Annotated in this window: 11 protein-coding genes; 2 read left to right on the top strand and 9 right to left on the bottom strand. The window is 32.9% G+C overall.

The window, feature by feature from the left end:
- Positions 1 to 7 precede the first annotated feature (7 nt).
- From M4I23_RS12165 to M4I23_RS12140, 6 genes are read right to left on the bottom strand one after another with little or no spacing between them, the layout of a single operon-like run.
- Complete coding sequence (locus tag M4I23_RS12165) at positions 8 to 2,254, bottom strand: GH92 family glycosyl hydrolase (RefSeq protein ID WP_249754556.1); 2,247 nt, start codon at positions 2,252 to 2,254, stop codon at positions 8 to 10.
- 6 nt (positions 2,255 to 2,260) lie between these two features.
- The gene (locus M4I23_RS12160) at positions 2,261 to 3,376 is read right to left on the bottom strand and encodes a family 10 glycosylhydrolase (RefSeq protein ID WP_249754555.1); all 1,116 of its coding nucleotides are present in this window, start codon (positions 3,374 to 3,376) and stop codon (positions 2,261 to 2,263) included.
- Between the two features lie 8 nt (positions 3,377 to 3,384).
- Positions 3,385 to 4,455 carry a carbohydrate-binding family 9-like protein gene (locus tag M4I23_RS12155; RefSeq protein ID WP_249754554.1) on the bottom strand — a complete coding sequence of 357 codons (1,071 nt, stop codon included), beginning with the start codon at positions 4,453 to 4,455 and terminating at the stop codon, positions 3,385 to 3,387.
- Between the two features lie 10 nt (positions 4,456 to 4,465).
- Positions 4,466 to 5,431, bottom strand: coding sequence for a glycoside hydrolase family 130 protein (locus M4I23_RS12150; RefSeq protein WP_158850768.1), 966 nt, complete (start codon positions 5,429 to 5,431; stop codon positions 4,466 to 4,468).
- Between the two features lie 17 nt (positions 5,432 to 5,448).
- Positions 5,449 to 7,353: a sodium:solute symporter family protein gene (locus tag M4I23_RS12145; RefSeq protein WP_158850770.1), complete on the bottom strand. Its 1,905-nt coding sequence runs from the start codon at positions 7,351 to 7,353 to the stop codon at positions 5,449 to 5,451.
- Positions 7,353 to 9,608, bottom strand: a complete 2,256-nt coding sequence (locus M4I23_RS12140) for a GH92 family glycosyl hydrolase (protein ID WP_249754553.1) — start codon at positions 9,606 to 9,608, stop codon at positions 7,353 to 7,355. The genes M4I23_RS12145 and M4I23_RS12140 overlap by 1 nt, the downstream gene beginning before the upstream one ends.
- Before the next feature lie 392 nt (positions 9,609 to 10,000).
- Between M4I23_RS12140 and M4I23_RS12135 the strand changes: the two genes are divergently transcribed.
- Positions 10,001 to 10,822 carry a sensor histidine kinase gene (locus M4I23_RS12135; protein ID WP_306799993.1) on the top strand — a complete coding sequence of 274 codons (822 nt, stop codon included), beginning with the start codon at positions 10,001 to 10,003 and terminating at the stop codon, positions 10,820 to 10,822.
- Between the two features lie 14 nt (positions 10,823 to 10,836).
- The gene (locus M4I23_RS12130) at positions 10,837 to 11,547 is read left to right on the top strand and encodes a LytTR family DNA-binding domain-containing protein (protein WP_158850774.1); all 711 of its coding nucleotides are present in this window, start codon (positions 10,837 to 10,839) and stop codon (positions 11,545 to 11,547) included.
- A gap of 29 nt (positions 11,548 to 11,576) precedes the next feature.
- On the opposite strand, the gene nagB is transcribed toward M4I23_RS12130, so the two are convergent.
- The 3 genes from nagB to M4I23_RS12115 form a co-directional block, all read right to left on the bottom strand.
- The gene (nagB, locus tag M4I23_RS12125) at positions 11,577 to 13,490 is read right to left on the bottom strand and encodes a glucosamine-6-phosphate deaminase (RefSeq protein WP_249754552.1); all 1,914 of its coding nucleotides are present in this window, start codon (positions 13,488 to 13,490) and stop codon (positions 11,577 to 11,579) included.
- 129 nt (positions 13,491 to 13,619) lie between these two features.
- On the bottom strand, positions 13,620 to 15,269 hold the full coding sequence (locus M4I23_RS12120) for a beta-N-acetylhexosaminidase (protein WP_158850776.1): 1,650 nt from the start codon (positions 15,267 to 15,269) through the stop codon (positions 13,620 to 13,622).
- A gap of 26 nt (positions 15,270 to 15,295) precedes the next feature.
- On the bottom strand, positions 15,296 to 17,650 hold the full coding sequence (locus M4I23_RS12115; RefSeq protein WP_249754551.1) for a beta-N-acetylhexosaminidase: 2,355 nt from the start codon (positions 17,648 to 17,650) through the stop codon (positions 15,296 to 15,298).
- Between the last annotated feature and the right edge of the window lie 54 nt (positions 17,651 to 17,704).

The following is a 17,704-nucleotide window of genomic DNA, read 5'->3' as shown; positions in this document are numbered from 1 at the left end:
ATAATCGTTAATTAAACACTTTTGATGATGGAGCCATTAGGAATTGATTGTCCTTATTTGGCTCACTTCCCATAACAAAAACTAAGTTACCACCTTCCATAATATTTTTGTGAGTAATATAACTTTGATTTATGGATTTCCCGTTAAGTGTTATAGATTGAATATATTTATTAGTCTCACTATTATTGTTAGCCGAAACTGTAAATATGTTTCCATTCTCTAAATGAATTGTCGCCTTATCAAATAATGGCGATCCAAAACTATAAACACCTTGAGCTGGGTTTACTGGATAAAAACCTAAACTACTAAAGATGTACCAGGATGACATTTGTCCGCAATCTTCATTTCCACAATGTCCATTAGGTGCATTTTTATACTGTGTTTGTAAAATTTCTCTAACTTTTTCTTGTGTTTTCCATGGCTTGCCAATGTAGTTGTATAAATACCCAACATGGTGGCTTGGTTCGTTTCCGTGTGCATATTGGCCAATCATTCCTGTGCTAAATATAGGTAGTTTATCTTCAGCTAAAGGATAATAAGAAAACATAGAATCTAATTTTTTCTCAAAAGCTTTTTCTCTTCCTATAGTATCAATTAATGTTTCTATATCCTGTGGCACCGACCAAACGTATTGCCAAGCATTACTTTCGCAAAAATAAGGTGTGTATTCCTTTGGAATAAAATGTTCAATAAATTTATCGTTTTTATATTTTGGCCGCATAAATGTACTAGAAGAATCGTATATATTTTTCCAGTAATTAGCACGTTCAGAAAAATATTTATAATCCTCATCTTTTCCTAAATCTTTAGCAAATTGAGCAATACACCAATCATCATAAGCATATTCTAATGTTTTTGATACCGACCAATTTTCATGATCTTCATCAATAGGAACAAAACCATATTTCATGTAATCATCAATTTGCCGCGTATTATCCATGGCGCTTTTTTTACAAGCTTCAAAGGCTAATTCAACATTAAAATCTTCGATCCCTTTAAAATAAGCATCTACAATTACGGGAACGGCGTGATAACCAATCATCATATTAGTTTCATTACCTTGCATAGACCAAACGGGCAATAACCCTGTTTCATTATAATGTGCTAATAAAGAATTCACCATACTAGATACACGTTTTGGGTGTAAAATAGTATGTAAAGGATGTGCTGCGCGATAGGTATCCCACAAAGAAAAAGTATCATATCTATCGTAACCTTTAGCGTTCATTATGGTATCATTCGCACCTTTATAGTCGCCATTTAAATCACTTAATAAAGTAGGAGCTAACATAGATTGGTACAACATAGTATAGAAAATAGTTTTCTTTTCCACATCGTCCGTTTCAATCTTTATTTTCTGTAATTGGTTATTCCAAATACTATCGGCTTTGCTTTTATATGTTTCAAAATTAAAATCTGGTGCTTCTGTCGAAATCGATTTGTAAGCACCATCAATACTACCTGTTGATAATCCTGTTTTTAAAACTATCTTCTCGTTTTCCGAAGTACTAAAATCAAGAATAAGTTTTGTATTCACACCTTTTACAGGAGAAATAACTTTTTCATCATTACTTAATAAAGTGTAAGATTTAAATGGTTTTGAAAGATTGATAACAAAATACAAACGCTGATCTCTAGCCCAACCTTTAGACATTCTATAGCCTTCAATAGTTGTATCATCAACGATATTAAAGTATGTTTCTGTTGGCTTATCCCAATTTAAAGAATACCCTAAATCAATATGAATTTGTGATAAGCTATCCTTTGGAAATGTATATTGGTGAATACCTGTTCGTCTTGTTGCCGTAACCTCAGCTTTTATACCAAAATCGGATAACATCACGCTATAATAACCTGGTGAAGCCGTTTCTTCTTCATGCGAAAAACTAGAAAATGGTTTAAAATTATTGTCTTTTATTTTTTCTGAGAATCGACTATTGGTTGGCATTACAAGAATATCGTACATATCTCCCGCTCCTGTTCCGCTAAGGTGTGTATGCGAAAAACCAGAAATTATAGAATCTTGATAAAAATAACCCGAAATTCTATCCCAACCAGGAATACCATGATCTGGACTTAATTGCACCATACCAAAAGGAACCGTAGCACCAGGATATGTATTACCTGGCCCATCGGTTCCTATAAATGTATTTACAAAAGAAGTTAGTGCTATTGGTTTTGTTTCGTCTTGTTTTTCTTTTTTGCAGGCATAAAAACAAGCAATTAATAAAACTAAATAAACACTTTTGTTCATGATAATTTATTCTTTTGAATTTTTAATAATTTCGAATTGTTCTTCCGTCATACTGTAATCATCGAAAAACGCAACACCCGCAGCACCGTTATCTTTAGCTAATTGAATAGCGTCTTTTAAATCGGCATTACTTAATTTTGGCGTATACAAACCTGTGTGTAATTCTGTTGGTCTGCCTTCTAAATCTTCAACACCTTGTTTCGTAGCATAACCAATCCAATCTAATTCTTCATTATAGAAGTTATAATAAATCATAGGTAAAACCATATCTACATTCCATTTATCCCAACGTTGGCGCACCATATGGTCTGCCATTTCAGGGTAAGGAAATACGGCTGCACTTAATTTTTTATTGTGATCGTGTACAATAGTATACGCTTCGTTTACTAAAGATTTTATTTCGTTTAAACGGAAATTTTTCCACTCAATATCTATTGCAGGATTTTTCATTTTCCTTGGATCTTTATGATGAAGTGCTATAAACTTCTCGACACTAGCATCAGAATAATCGAAATCGTAATCCGCCATTTCATCTTCTTGTTCTAAATTATATTTAGGAAGCAAACCAATTGGTAAATACACATCTGGATAACGTATATAATCTAAATGGACACTGGCAACACCTTCAACTTCAGCTAAACCTTCAACTAAACTTAAAATATGTTTTCTAGCATCTGGATGACTTGGTGATAACCATTGATAATAACCAACATAAGGTCTATCTTCTTTAACAAAACAAGACTTTCCGCTTCTGCTTACCATATACCATTCTGGATGTTGTTGAGCTATAGAATCTCCAGGTCTATTGGTTGTAAACATCCAAGCATGAACCTCTAAACCCTCTTTTGTTGCTATAGGTGTTAACCTTTTTAAAAGTTTTGGATCGGCACCTGTGTTTAATAAAACAGCATCGAAACCATTATTTTTTAATTTTTTGAAATGCGCTGTATATGCAGAATCAGATTTTTTATTTCCTACACTCATCCAGCTCCAATATTTGAATTTCGCTACCGCCTCTGTAGTTACGTCTTCTGTTTTACTTACTTCTGTCTCTTTTACTGTATTGTTGCAAGACATTACGCTTAATAGTAGACTTAAAACTGCTAATTTTAATACTTTCATGAGATATTTTAGTTTGATATAAATTTACCGTCTTCTGTAACCGTTAGTACTTTATTTGTAAACGGACTTTTAGTTGAAATATTCCATCCTGTACTATGGTTTTCCAGTGTCGGTGTAATTAATTTTCCTTCTACTTTAATTGGCGAGTTTGTTAAACTGTCTATTGAAGTGAAGTATTTTTTATGCTTTTTAAAATTTGTGGTTTGAACTCTATATAATTTATATAATTCCCATTTCACCTTATCATCTTGAGGAATAACAAACGTATTTGTGATTTTAGGTAATTCTGAAGAAAACAAAACGTACGCCCATTTTTCAGGTTCGTGCATATTTACAACTCCCATTGGCGACCACACCCAATTATATTCGTGTAGCAGTTTACCATTGGTGTCTTTTTTTCTTTCGTATTTACCATCGTTAATTTGATGATCCCAATTCACTCTGGAAAAATTAACACGCCAAAACTTATCTGTTGGCACATTTTTATGAAAATAACCCGTTTTATAAGCTGCCCAAGGAATAGCTATTTCTAAAACCCAACCGGTATCTATATCATTCGGGTTATTGATGGTGCCGTTAACTTTTACTGCAGATTTTAAACCTGTAATATTCCAATCGTTCAATACAACATTGGTATTTCTGTAAGGTTTGCTTACAAATAAATCCCATGCGGTGTTTAGTGCGTTTATTTCAAGTTCATAGTAATTATGTGTATCTCCGGTTGGATCTACAAAAATTTCAAAATCATTATTATGAAAAATAATTGCATCGCGTTTAGTGATATCTCCCCAAACATGTGGTTCTTCCATTTTGGCTAACACATAAAAATAGGTGTCGTCCCACAACATTTTAACTTCCGTTTTATACTTGGGATGTTTTTTGCCTTCAATATCAATAAAAGGATTAGTCCAAGATACTTTACTCCAAGCTACATCATGATCTTCACCATCTATAATAATTTTTTCTGAAGTTTTATAAGCGGTATATGTTTGTGGAATAATATCTGCTTTTTCCTGTGCACAGCTAATAGCCGATATGCTACATAATAGTACCCATAAAAATTTCACCTTAACCTGCATGCATTTTATTTTATAAACTATTATTTTTTGTAAACTCTATAACCTCGCTAAGTTTACCAAACGCTAAAGCTACAACAGTATCTGCTGCACCATAATAAACGGCTAATTTATCTTCTTGAACATCATGTAAAGCAGCACATGGGAATACCACGTTTGGCACATCTCCAATTTGCTCGTAAGGTTCTGCTGGACCTAATAAATAAGGTTGTGTTCTATATTTAACTTTATCGGGTTCGTTTTCATCTAAAAGCGCAGAGCCCATAGCATATCTAAATCCATTACACGTATTGATAACACCATGATATAGCATTAACCAACCTTCATCTGTTAGAATGGGTATTGGTCCTGCTCCAATTTTTGTGCATTGCCAAGCGCTATCCTCAAAGTTAGACGCCTTCATAACACAACGATGTTCTCCCCAATATTTCATATCTGGACTATAACTTATATAAATATCACCAAAAGGGGTATGACCATTATCACTTGGCCTGCTTAACATAGCATATTTACCGTTTATTTTCTTCGGAAACAAAACACCATTTCTATTGAAAGGTAAAAAAGCATTTTCACACTGAAAAAACTCTTTAAAATCGAAAGTATATCCAATACCAATTGTTGGACCATTATACCCATTACACCAGGTAATCCAATAACGATCTTCTATAAAAACAACACGAGGGTCGTACTTATAATCAGAATCTATCATTTCGGTATTTCCAGCCTGCATTTTAATAGGTTCATGTTCTATATCCCAATTGATACCATCTTTACTAAAACCTGCAAAAATATTCATTTGCACGGCTTTATTATCACAACGAAAAACACCAGCAAAGCCATCTTCAAATGGAACTACTGCACTGTTAAAAATACTATTAGACGACGGGATAGCATATCTATCTATAATAGGGTTTTCGCTATAGCGCCACATAACATCGTTACTGTTACTTGGTTTATCTTGCCAAGGTATTTGCTTCATTCTTATTAATTTTTGAATTAATTTTCTATAGAAATCGAATCGTCCGTATCTGGAAGTTTTCGAACTTTATCTAACCATGTAAATTTTAGAATAACCGTAGTTATTACAAAAACAGACAATGCTATTAATGTTTTAGGATAATCCCTAATCATAAAATAAATAGGCAATAAAACCATACTAGATTGCCAAACAATACCAACAACGCAATTTAACATATCTGCTGTAAAATCACTGTTTTTGGTTACGGTGTTATCATCTTTTTTAAGTTCATTTAAAACGGGTTTCCACCATCCCCATGGACGAACATTAAAATAAAATGCTTTTAATGTTTTCATATTAGTAGCTGGTGTTAAAAACGTTCCTAAAAACGAACCTAATAAAGATACTGCAAATATGATTGGAAAAATATAAATAACAGGAATATGAGCGCAGTAATATAACCAAGAACCAACCTCAAAATTAGCTTTATTCATATCTAACAAAAACTGTAATGTTGCTATAATTAACCCAGAAGTCATCCCCCAAAAATAACCCCAACCGTTAAAACGCCACCAAATCCATTTTAAGAAATTCGATGCCACGTAACCACCATAAAGTGCACTTGTTATCCAAAGTGTTATTGCATTGATAGACTCTGCGAAAAACCCCATAATAACACCGAAAATCACAATAACAAACGATGTAATATGACTCGCTTTTATGTAATGAGACTCTTCCGCTTCTGGTTTATAGTATTTTTTATAAATATCGTTTACAACATAAGCTGGCCCAGAATTAACAAATGCTGAAAAGGTAGACATAAACGCTGCTAAAAGCCCTGCAAGTAATAACCCTTTGATACCAACAGGCACATGATTATTAATTACGTTAGGTAAAATAATTTCCAAATCGTTTAGACTTAACGTTGGAGATACTGCCATAGATGGTGCTAAATGCACTAAAGCTAAAACAACAATACCACCAATAAGTAAGTAGCGCGGTATAAATAAAATAAGATTTGTAAAACCACTCATGTAAGCTGCTTCTTTTACCGACCTAGTCGACAAAATACGTTGCATATCATAACTTGGTGTTGGCCCAGCAATACTTGCAAAAAAGCCCTTAAACAAACACATACCAATAAAAGCACCAAACATTTTATAGCCTTGCGTATCTACCAAATCATTAAAGGCTGTAAGTTTACCCGACCACGATCCTTCAATAGTATTTCCGAAAAATATGGTACTCCATTCTGTTGAAATGATATTGTTAATTTCTGCATCGCTAACCGAAATAAATGCATAAACAGCTATTAAAATCCCAGAGAGTACCATAATACCATATTGTAAAACCTCTGTTGCTACAACCGAAAACATACCACCTTTTATGGTATAAATAGTGGTTAAAAATATTATGATTAAAGCATAATTCTGACTAGATGTTAGCAAAACAGCTTCGTTTATTATTAAAGAAATATCCCAAGGTAGAATAACAGACATAAATTTACCTACCCCTTCAAAAAAATATGCTATGAAACCTACCGATGCTACAATAGCAAAAATGGCAACGATTAAGTGTGAAGCTCGCCCTGCTCTATCATCTCCAAAACGTGTTAAAATCCACTCGGACCCTGTCATGATATTAGAACGCCTTATCCAAACGGCAAGAAACACCATAATAAAAATTTGGTTCCAAATAGGCCACATCCACATAAACATAAAACTCTTTGCTCCGTAAAGAAATAGCAAACCAACCATCCAAGCAGTTCCAGAAACATCAAACATCCCAGATCCATTACTTAAACCTAAATAATACCATTTTATACTTTTTCCTCCTAAGAAATAAGAACTCAATCCTTTTGATGCACGTTTAGATATCCAGATACCAACTCCAAGCGTTAATAGGATATAGAGTACAATTATTATAACATCTATACTATGCATTATTTATTGCTGTTTTTGTTAATTCCCCATGTTTTGTTTGGTCTATTCCCCATTACGAAATGAAGTGTACCACCTTGCCATATAGTTTTGTGAGAAATTGACGATTGGCTAAATAATTCGCCGTTTAATGTTGCTGACTGTATGTAAATATTTTTATCTGAAACGTTTTCTGCTTCAATAGTAAATGTTTCATTATCTGAAACAGTAAGTGTTGCTTTATCAAAAATAGGGCTTCCAATTTCGTATTCGGTAGATGCAGGATTCATGGGATATAGACCTATGGAACTTAAGGCATACCATGCACTCATTTGCCCACAATCTTCATTACCACTCAATCCATTTGGTGTTGTATTGTATTGCGTATCCATAATATAGCGCGACCAGTATTGCGTTCGCCAAGGTTTATCAGCATGATTAAACATGTAAGCGATATGATGACTAGGTTCGTTACCATGCGCATATTGACCTATTAAACCTGAAATATCTGCAGATGTGTTACTACCAGTAATTTCTGAACTTTCTGTAAATAATTGCTCTAATCGGTCTGTAAAAATATCGTTGCTGCCGTGTAGTTCTATAAAATTATCAACATTATGAGGCACAAACCAACTGTGCTGCCATGCGTTACCTTCGGTATAATCTGTATGTTCTCTATGGTTAGAATATTTTGGATCGAAAGGTGTGTGCCAAGATTTTCCATCTTCAGCTTTACCTCTCATAAAACCTGTTTCAGAATCAAATAAATATTTATAAGCGTTAGAACGCTCTAAAAAATAATTATAGTCCTCAGTTTTACCTAATGCTTGTGCCATTTGCGCAACACACCAATCATCGTAAGCATACTCTAATGTTATGGTTACAGATTCATCCAGTAAATTATAAGGGATATATCCAAATTCTTTGTAAAACTTCAAACCTCTTTCATCTTGCATCATTGTTGTTTTCATAGCCTCGTAAGCCTTTTCAGCATCGAAACCTTTAATACCTTTTAAATAAGCTTCAACAATTACAGGTATAGAATGGTAACCCGTCATGGTATTGGTTTCGTTAGCATAAAGCGTCCAAACTGGAAGAATCTTTTTTGTTTCATAATATGCCAACATCGTATTCGTAATATCCGAAACTTTATCTGGCGCAATTAATGTTAACAATGGATGTTCTGCCCTAAACGTATCCCAAAGAGAGAGGGTGGAATACGCTGTATAATCTAAGGCAGTTTCAATACTATCATTCTCTTTTCTAAATTGTCCGTTTTTATCGCTATATGTAACCGGAGCCAATTGCGCATGGTACATAGCGGTATAAAAAATAGTCTTTAAAGAATCAATTGAGGTTTCTACTTTTATTTTCGATAAGGCTTCTTCCCAAGTATTTTCGGCAGTTGCTTTTATGGCTTCAAAATTAAAACCTTCAGTATCTAAATTACCTTTTGCATTTTCTACACTCACCGATGAAAGTGAAACTTTTACAAGTAATTCATTAGTTTCTCCTGCTTCGAAAAACAATTGTGTTGCTGTTTTCACTCCTTCTGCAATACTTTTTTGCACGGTATTATTATTGGTAACTAAATTATACTTTGCAATAGGTTTAGAAAATTTAGCAACAAAAAATACTTTTTGATTTTTTGCCCAACCTGTACTAAAGCGATACCCGCTTATAGTGTAATTGTCCTCAATGTTTATAGATGAGCTCGTTGCTTTATCCCAATTAATACCAAAACCTAAATCTACTACTACAGCTTGTGTATCGGCTTCTTTAAATGTATATTTATGATAAGCAGTTCTTAACGCTGTAGTTAACTCTACATTTATATTGTGATCTTCAAGAAAAACTTGATAATATCCTGGAGTTGCAGTTTCATTTTCATGACTGTAAGTTGATTTATAACTTAAAGAGTCACGGCTTTTAGGTGTTTTAGATATATCGACTTCTTTATTTATAGGCATAAATAAAATATCGGCTAAATCGCCAATACCTGTTCCGCTTAAGCTTAAATGACTAAATCCTATAGCAATAGAATCTGAATAATGATAACCAGAACACCAATCCCAACTACTTATACCATTTACAGGACTTACTTGTAACATTCCAAAAGGAACGGTTGCACCAGGGTAAGTATGTCCATGACCTCCAGTACCTATAAAAGGATTTACATGTTTGATAGCAAAATCATTAATAGAAGTCTTTTTTTCTGTTTTTTTATTGCAACTTGTAATAAAAACAATTGACAAAAAGAATAGTGTAATGTTTTTCATAAAATGATTTAAACGGTTTAATACATTAAATTTTCATAAATTTAGCGAATATTGAAAGTAATTTAGACGGATAACGTATTAACTAAGGTAAACATCAAAAAATACCTTCAAATTTTAAATTCCAAGTGCAATTTATCTCAAATCATCTTTACAAAGTATCGCTAAAGCATCATATTCTTTTCTGGCTAGTGTATTTTTCACTAAACACTTTACGCTGGGGTAGTTACTTCAACGATGTTTCTTTCGAGGGAGCCATAAAACTCCCATATCTATATTCTTTAAAAACAAACACGCTAGGATTCCCAATCCACATGATATTATGTTATTTAAATATCTATGTACTTATGCCAATGTTTGCATTAAAAAAAAGATATGTTTCTTATTTTATACTAATGCTAACAGCCATTTTTGTAATGGTATTTGTAAAGTTTAATTTAACTTATTTCCTGGTGAGCCAGAATGTTTGGCCAGAAGGACCAGAAGTTATAAACAACTTAACTCTAAACTACACAATAGACATGATGTTTGGCGAATTCTATGTTATTACATTCGTTACAGCCATTAAAATAACTTTAGATTTTTTAGAGGAACATAAAAGAGTTGCAGATTTAGAAAAAGCACAATTAGAAACAGAATTATTATTCTTAAAAACACAAATCTCTCCTCATTTTTTCTTCAACACACTTAATAATATTTATTCTTTAGCTGTAGAAAACTCAAAAAAGACTCCTAAAATAATATTAAAGCTAGCTGAATTAATGCGCTATTTACTTTATGAAACAAAGGGTAAAAGGCAATCTTTGGAAAATGAAATCATTTGTATTCAAAATTATTTAGACTTAGAACGCGTTCGCCATAATGATGATTTAGAGATAGATATGTCTATTTCTGGTGATATTGAAGATAAGGAAATCTCACCAATTCTAATGTTGACATTTATAGAAAATGCTTTTAAACACGGTGTCCATAAAAATATTGGAGAAGTTAAAATCACGATTGATTTATCAATTAAAGAAGATTTTCTGTACTTTACAATTTCTAACCCTATGCCGGTTATTACCAAGCACCAAGATTCCTTTAGCCAATCTAGTGGAATTGGTTTAGAAAACGTAAAAAAGAGATTAGCTTTAGGTTATAAAAAAAATGATTATAAACTAGAAATCAAAAATGATGATAACATGTTTGTAGTTAAACTTAAAATAAAAGTATCATAAAATATTTTGAATAAATGAAGGTAAAGTGCTTAATAATTGACGACGAACCATTGGCTATAAATATCATTAAAAATTATTTAGAGCAGATTGAGGATTTCGAGCTAATAAATACTTTTGGTAATGCCATAGACGGTTTAAATTTTTTAAAAAGTAATACGGTCGATGTGATATTTTTGGATATCAATATGCCCGTGCTTGATGGTCTTAATTTTATTAAAAGCCTAGAAAACCCTCCGCTTATAATAATTACAACTGCTTATGATGAATTTGCTGTTGAAACTTACGAGTTAGATGTTCTAGATTATTTAATAAAACCTATTGAATTCCCAAGGTTTATGAAAGCCTTAAACAAAGTAAACAAAAGATTAGAAAATAATAAAGTTATAACAGATACCTCTAGCGACAGGCCTTACCTTTTTGTTAAAATTGATAAGAAGAAAATGAAAAAGATTTTTTTAGATGAAATTTTAACCGTAGAATCGTTAAAAGATTATTTAAAAATAAATACCCTTACGGGGAAATATATTATACACAGTACACTATCGGATTTCACAAACTTATTACCGTCTAACGATTTTATTAGAATACATAGATCTTATACCATTGCTATGGATAAAATAGATGCTGTAGAAGGCAATAGTGTAGAAATAGAAGGACTTAGGTATGTAATAGGAAGGTCTTATATTGAAGAGGTTAAACAAAAAATATTAAACTCTTCTATATAAGACCAAAATTTACTTGCTATTAATAAATCCTAAAAATGATAGCGTTTAAAGGCCTCAATAGCTGCATAATCAGCTAAGCCAAGATCATTATATTTTTTTGCTGTTAATCTATTTCTATCTTCAGCTCTTACCCAAAACTCTCTGTTATCGTCTCCTTGAAACATAACACCATCTTTTTGTGATTGATGACAAAATATAGCATGTCTTTTTCTAAGTACTTGATCCGGACTCATAGGCACTGCCATTTCAATCTCGTAAGATTCCCATTCGTGCCAAGCACCACGGTATAACCAAACCCAACAATCGTTCATATAGTCTTGCCCTTTTAAATCATCTAAAGCTTTAAAAATAGCATCAAGACAAACTTTATGAGTACCATGCGGATCTGCTAAATCTCCAGCGGCATAAATTTGATGTGGTTTTATTTTTTCGATTAAATCGGAAACAATACTTATATCCTCGTATGATAAATTATTTTTCTTTATAGTTCCTGTTTCGTAAAACGGAAGGTCTAAAAAATGAACATTACTATCTTTTAATCCTAAATATCGTGTTGCTCCCAAAGATTCACTTCTTCGAATTCGCCCTTTTAGTTTTCTTACTTCTAATGAATCTATTTCGTTACCCGTTTTATTATTTAGATCATCTATAATGGCATTAGGTTCTTTACTATCTTCATTATATGATTTAACAATTTCAGCAAACTTTAAAGCCTCATCATCTGAAACCGCTATATTACCCGAGGTTTGATAAGCAACATGCACATCATGACCTTGTTGCACTAATCTATCGAACGTGCCTCCCATAGAAATAACATCATCATCTGGGTGCGGACTAAAAATAATTATGCGTTTTCTCTCCGGCGTTGCTCTTTCTGGACGGTTAGAATCGTCTGCATTAGGTTTTCCTCCTGGCCATCCTGTAATTGTTTTTTGCATTTTATTAAACATCTTTATGTTTAAATCGTATGCAGAACCTTCTTCAACTATCAAGTCGGACATGCCGTTATCATTATAATCCTTATCGGTTAATTTTAGGAAAGGCTTATCTACTAATTGACTTAACCAAACCACAGCTTTTAGCTCAAGTTCTTCAGTCCATTGGCAAGTAGCTACCAACCATGGAGTTTTTACTCGCGTAAGCTCTGCCGATGCACCTTGATCTAAAACAAATGTAGTATTATCGTGATCTTGTAAATATGTTGCCGGAACTTGACCTGTAATTTCGCCTTCAATTGTATCCTTAAGAATACTTGCTTTATTTAAACCCCATCCTAATAAAACAATTCGTTTAGCAATTCTTACTGTACCAACACCCATTGTAATAGCTTTCCTTGGAACATTATCTATTCCTCGGAATGAAGGTGCAGCATCTGCTCTTGTAATATGATCTAAAATGATACTTCTAGTTCTAGAATTAAAATGCGATCCAGGTTCGTTAAATCCAACATGTCCTGTACGCCCTATTCCTAATAATTGAAAATCTAAACCTCCAAGTTCTTTTATTTTGTTTTCATAATCAATACAATATTGATGTAAATCATCTGGGCTAACTGAACCGTTAGGAACATTAACATTTTCAGGACGAATATCCACATGATTAAATAAGTGCTCATGCATGAAGTAGTAGTAACTCTGGATATTATTTTTATCCATTGGATAATATTCATCCAAATTAAACGAAACTACGTTTGCAAAACTAAGCCCTTCTTCTTTATGCATTCTTACAAGCTCTTCATAAACTTTTATAGGTGAAGATCCTGTTGCAAGGCCTAAAACGCAAGGTTCGTTGATAGCACTTTTGTTTTTAATTAAAGTTGCTATTTCTTGAGCAACGATAATTGAAGCTTCTTGTGATGATTCAAAAATAACGTTATGAATTTTTTCAAAACGTGTTTCTTCAAATTTACCGGCTTCTTTGTATTTAATAAGTTCTGTTTGCATATAACTTCTAATTTTATACTTAGCGATTAAAATTAAATTTTTAAATACCTAATAGCGCATAATTTCGACCAGTAACTTCTGGTTATAGATAAAAAAACAAATGAGTTACAACTTTTTTTATAAAACCGTTTATTTTTCGGTCTTTAACTCTAAACTGTGCTTAGCATAATTTAAACCTAAAGCATCATACCTTTTTGTTAAATGAATTAAACGCATTTGAAAATCGCTCCAATCCTTTGTTTCGTAAGTAGACCAAACCACCTCAGACAATGCTGTTAATCTTGGTAAAACCATATATTCTACCTGTTTGGGTGTTGTAATATATTCACTCCACACATTGGCTTGCGCTCCTAAAATGTATTTTTGCTCTTCTTTAGTTAATTCTTGTGGCAAAGGATTATAACTATATACTTTTTCTACAGATGTATAACCTCCTATAGCAAGTGGTTCGTTTTTTCTATCTTTAGTTTGATAAAAATCGAAATAACAAAAACCTGTTGGCGTCATAACTACATTATGGTGCATTTTTGCTGCTTGAATACCGCCTTTTTCGCCTCTCCAAGACATTACGGTTGCATTTGGAGCTAAACCTCCTTCTAGAATTTCATCCCAACCAATAATATTTCGTCCTTTAGAGTTTAAGAATTTCTCTATTCTTCTTATAAAATAACTTTGTAACTCGTGTTCATCTTTTAAGCCTTCTACTTTAATAATATCTTGAGCCAATTTGCTAGATTCCCATTGTGTTTTTGGAGCTTCATCGCCTCCTATATGAATTAGTTTACTTGGAAATAACGCAATAACTTCTGTTAAAACATCCTCCAAAAATTTAAAGGTTTTCTCGCTTGGCGCATAAATTTCAGGAAAAACACCCCATCGTGTTCCTACTTCATATTGCTCTCCTGTATTTCCTAATTCTGGATATGCTGTTATAGCCGCTAAAGAGTGTCCTGGCAGTTCTATTTCTGGAATTATGGTTATGTGCCTTTTTTCCGCATAAGCGACAACGTCTTTTACATCTTCTTGTGTATAAAAACCACCATAAGGTCTTCCATCATATTTAACATCGGGATTTCTCCATGTATTACCATGACCAACAATAGTTTCTTTTCTAATACTACCAATAGATGTTAGTTTTGGATATTTTTTTATTTCTATACGCCATCCTTGATCTTCGGTTAAATGCCAATGAAACGTATTCATTTTATGCATAGCAAGTATATCTATATATTTTTTCACGAATGAAACAGGAAAAAAATGTCGAGCAACATCTAAGTGCATACCTCTATAAACAAACTTTGGGCTATCTGCTATTGTTGCAGCAGGAATTAAAAATTCTGTATTTAGACTAGCTTCCGGGTTGCTAGCTAAAGGAATTAACTGGCTTAGAGTTTGTATGCCATAAAACACCCCTTTACTTGTGCTTCCCGTTATTGTTATTTGATTGTAATTGATTGTTAAAACATAACCTTCACTATTAGGTATAGTTGCATCTAGTTTCAATAAAATATTACCATCCGCTTTTCCTTCATCTGTAAAAGGTATAGGCTTATCTAACATGCTACTTAATAAACTTGAAAGATAATCACCTTCGTTTTCCAGAGCTGCTTCACCTATAACCTTTGTGTTTGAATCTAACAAAAACTTACCATTAGAAATCTCTAATGATGTTGGTTTTGGAACTATAAGATAATCACTTTCAGAATTCACAATAGCCTCATATTTATTTGAGCATGAATTAACGAGTAAATAGAGTACTACTATAAATAAATGTTTCATTTTATATATTCTTTATTATTAATGTTTTAAAATATTATAAGTTCGTCAATTAAAATTTTTGATGCACCTCCAACCCTGCGATGTCCTTCTGGAATTGGATTAACACTTTTTGCTTTTACCTTTATTACTTTTACCGTTGTTTCCTTAAAATTAATTAAAGAAACCACCTTGTTTCTTCCTTGAGTGTGGCTTTTTTCAAGTTGTTTAATTTCTCCTAACTTAGTAAATGTGTTACCATCTTCAGAACCATAAATTTCAATGTATTCTGGAACATAAACACTCGAATTAGTAAATCTAAGACTTGTAACTTCTAACGATTGTATTGATATTGGTTCGTTAAAAAATAGATCCACATCTAAATCTCCATTAATATTTTGCCAATTACGATCGCCTCTATTCAGTTTTGCATAATTTAAATCGACTAAACGATGTAGTGATTCTTCATCATTAAGTTTTGGTGAATTATAAACTACTTTTGCTCCAACCGCTTTATGAATAGGAAAATATTTTGTTGAAACATTACCCGTTTGCTCTTCTTTTTTATATGAAGTTGCTTTTACGGTCGATGTATTTTTTAGTAAAAATGGCGATTTGTATTTAGTTGAAGTTAATGATGGCTCCGTACCATCTAAAGTATAGTAAATATCCAACCCATTAACTTCGGTTTTAAGTGAAACATTGATAGAACCTTCTTTTTGACCTTTATGATCTATTCTAACATTATAAGCACTTGTAGCATAACGCTCTCCTTTTTCTTCTAATCGTTCTAATTGATTTAGTAAACGGTCTGTAAAATCATCCCAATTTTTTGCTTTTTGATCTGTCCATCCATTTTCTGCAACTGCATATAACCTAGGAAAAGTCATATAAGTTAATTGGCTCCAATTGGTTATAGACTCTGTCCACAAATTCCCTTGTATACCTAAAACGTGTTTTCCTTGTTCGGCAGTTAAACTATCGGATACTATTTTATAGTTATATGTATCTTTTAAAAAGGAGTATGCGTAGCCCAAATTAGGCTCTAAATCGTCGTCGCCTTGTTTTAAATCTAAATAACAATATCTTGAAGGCGTCATAATAACATCATTACCAAGTCTTGCCGCAGCAATACCGCCTTTTTCTCCTCGCCACGACATTACGGTTGCATTTGGAGCTAAACCACCTTCTAATATTTCGTCCCAACCAATCATATTTTTATCATGTGCATTTACTATTTTCTCTACTCTTTTAACAAAATAACTTTGCAATTCATGAACATTGGCAAGATTTTCTTCTTTCATACGCAATTGGCAATCTGGGTCTACTTCCCAAGCTTCTTTATTACACTCATCACCGCCAATATGCATATAATCAAAAGGAAATAAATCCATAACTTCTCCTAAAACATTTTCAACAAACTCAAAAGTAACTTCTTTACCAGGGCAATACGTATTGTTCCTAACAACTCCGCCTGTACCCACATAAAAAGGGCCTTCGGAACATGATATTTCTGGATACGATGCTATAGCTGCCAATGAATGCCCCGGCATATCTATTTCTGGAATAATTTCGATATAGCGCTCTTTAGCATAAGCTATAATTTCTTTAATATCTTCTTGAGTGTAAAAGCCTCCATAGGTTGCTTTCTCACCTTCTTTTTGTCTAGGTCTCCCCCACCAATTGGATGTATTTTCATCTTTAGCATTATAGTCTACACGCCACGCTCCTACTTCTGTTAATTTTGGATATTTTTTAATCTCTATACGCCAGCCATTATCATCTGCTAAATGCCAATGGAAGCGATTTAGTTTCACTTCTGCCATAAAATCGATAGCATCTTTTACTTCTTCTTTTGTGAAAAAATGACGAGATACATCTAGCATATAGCCACGCCATTTAAAAGCCGGTTCGTCTTTAATAGTAACAGCTGGAATACCCCAAATGGTATTTGCTTGTTTTTCTTTGGAATATAATGTTGCAGGTAGTAATTGCCCAATGGTTTCCATAGCATAGAAAAAACCGGCCCCTGAGGCCGATTTTACATGTATGCCCCCTGTATTAATGACTAATTCGTAAGCTTCAGGGTTGAGAGACTTTTCAGTATAAAAAATAATATCTGCTTGATCATTATTTATACTTATTTCTGGGATCCATCCGGATGCTGTTTCAAATTTTTTAAAAAAATTAATTACAATAGTTTTTTGCTCTTCATTATTAACGGAAATTGTTGTTTTCTCGCTAATAATGAAATGTCCGTTGCCTTCTATTAATTCTGCTGGTAACGGGATAATTTCAGTTTTACCTATTTTTAGTTCTTTTTTATCGCATGATGTAAGCGCTAGTAAGAAACATAATAAGTATGGGGTTAATGTGCTTTTTATCTTTCTAAAAAGGGTACTCATGTTTTGGTTGATGTTAGAAGTTAGTGTTGTTAATAGTTTACTTTTTAGCGGTGT

This window comes from Algibacter sp. L4_22, from assembly GCF_023473045.1.
In the GTDB taxonomy this organism is placed as follows: Bacteria; Bacteroidota; Bacteroidia; order Flavobacteriales; family Flavobacteriaceae; genus Algibacter.
Note: the sequence above shows the minus strand (reverse complement) of the source record. Positions and strands in the feature narration are given on the sequence as shown.

Excerpts from the sequence above, each read along its gene's own strand:
- M4I23_RS12145 (WP_158850770.1), bottom strand. The coding sequence starts at position 7,353 with ATGCATAGTATAGATGTTATAATAATTGTACTCTATATCCTATTAACG.
- M4I23_RS12120 (WP_158850776.1), bottom strand. The coding sequence starts at position 15,269 with ATGAAACATTTATTTATAGTAGTACTCTATTTACTCGTTAATTCATGC.
- M4I23_RS12115 (WP_249754551.1), bottom strand. The coding sequence starts at position 17,650 with ATGAGTACCCTTTTTAGAAAGATAAAAAGCACATTAACCCCATACTTA.
- nagB (WP_249754552.1), bottom strand. The coding sequence starts at position 13,490 with ATGCAAACAGAACTTATTAAATACAAAGAAGCCGGTAAATTTGAAGAA.
- M4I23_RS12135 (WP_306799993.1), top strand. The coding sequence starts at position 10,001 with ATGCTAACAGCCATTTTTGTAATGGTATTTGTAAAGTTTAATTTAACT.
- M4I23_RS12130 (WP_158850774.1), top strand. The coding sequence starts at position 10,837 with ATGAAGGTAAAGTGCTTAATAATTGACGACGAACCATTGGCTATAAAT.
- M4I23_RS12155 (WP_249754554.1), bottom strand. The coding sequence starts at position 4,455 with ATGCAGGTTAAGGTGAAATTTTTATGGGTACTATTATGTAGCATATCG.
- M4I23_RS12165 (WP_249754556.1), bottom strand. The coding sequence starts at position 2,254 with ATGAACAAAAGTGTTTATTTAGTTTTATTAATTGCTTGTTTTTATGCC.
- M4I23_RS12140 (WP_249754553.1), bottom strand. The coding sequence starts at position 9,608 with ATGAAAAACATTACACTATTCTTTTTGTCAATTGTTTTTATTACAAGT.
- M4I23_RS12150 (WP_158850768.1), bottom strand. The coding sequence starts at position 5,431 with ATGAAGCAAATACCTTGGCAAGATAAACCAAGTAACAGTAACGATGTT.
- M4I23_RS12160 (WP_249754555.1), bottom strand. The coding sequence starts at position 3,376 with ATGAAAGTATTAAAATTAGCAGTTTTAAGTCTACTATTAAGCGTAATG.